At 41.8% G+C, this 378-nt stretch carries 2 pseudogenes; one reads left to right on the forward strand and one right to left on the reverse strand.

What is annotated here, in order from left to right:
• Window positions 1-230: pseudogene (locus tag BHE89_RS21870) on the reverse strand (helix-turn-helix domain-containing protein); the annotation flags it as partial.
• Between the two features lie 56 nt (window positions 231-286).
• On the opposite strand from BHE89_RS21870, the pseudogene BHE89_RS21875 reads away from it, so the two are divergent.
• A pseudogene (locus BHE89_RS21875) lies at window positions 287-378 on the forward strand (IS200/IS605 family transposase); the annotation flags it as partial.

A 378-nucleotide genomic window follows, 5' to 3' on the forward strand; every position in this document is an offset into this window, starting at 1 on the left:
TGCAATAGAATCATATTCTTTAAGCCACCCATATCTGCGGGATTTTTTCGCCACTGCAAGCAGCGGTTTAAGATCTTTACGCGGGTTTAAATTTACGCCTGCCGTTGGTAAGCGTCTTTCTTGATGTGCAGCGCTTTGTTGTACGCAAAACGAACCGCACCGAACTGAGCGTTGAGATATTCAGCCTGTTCTGGTGTAGGGTAGATGCGTACTTTTGTTGCTCTTAACATCATCAGCGCTCATTGATATAATGTTTTTATTTTAACATGTTAGGGAAACATATCAATTGAGTAATCATAATGATTTACTGGCGGAATTCCTCAGAAAGCGGCACAGTGTCAGTAAACTGGTCGTGCATCTGATCTTTACGACAAAGTA

This window comes from Shigella sp. FC1967, assembly GCF_001743005.1.
In the GTDB taxonomy this organism is placed as follows: domain Bacteria; phylum Pseudomonadota; class Gammaproteobacteria; order Enterobacterales; family Enterobacteriaceae; genus Proteus.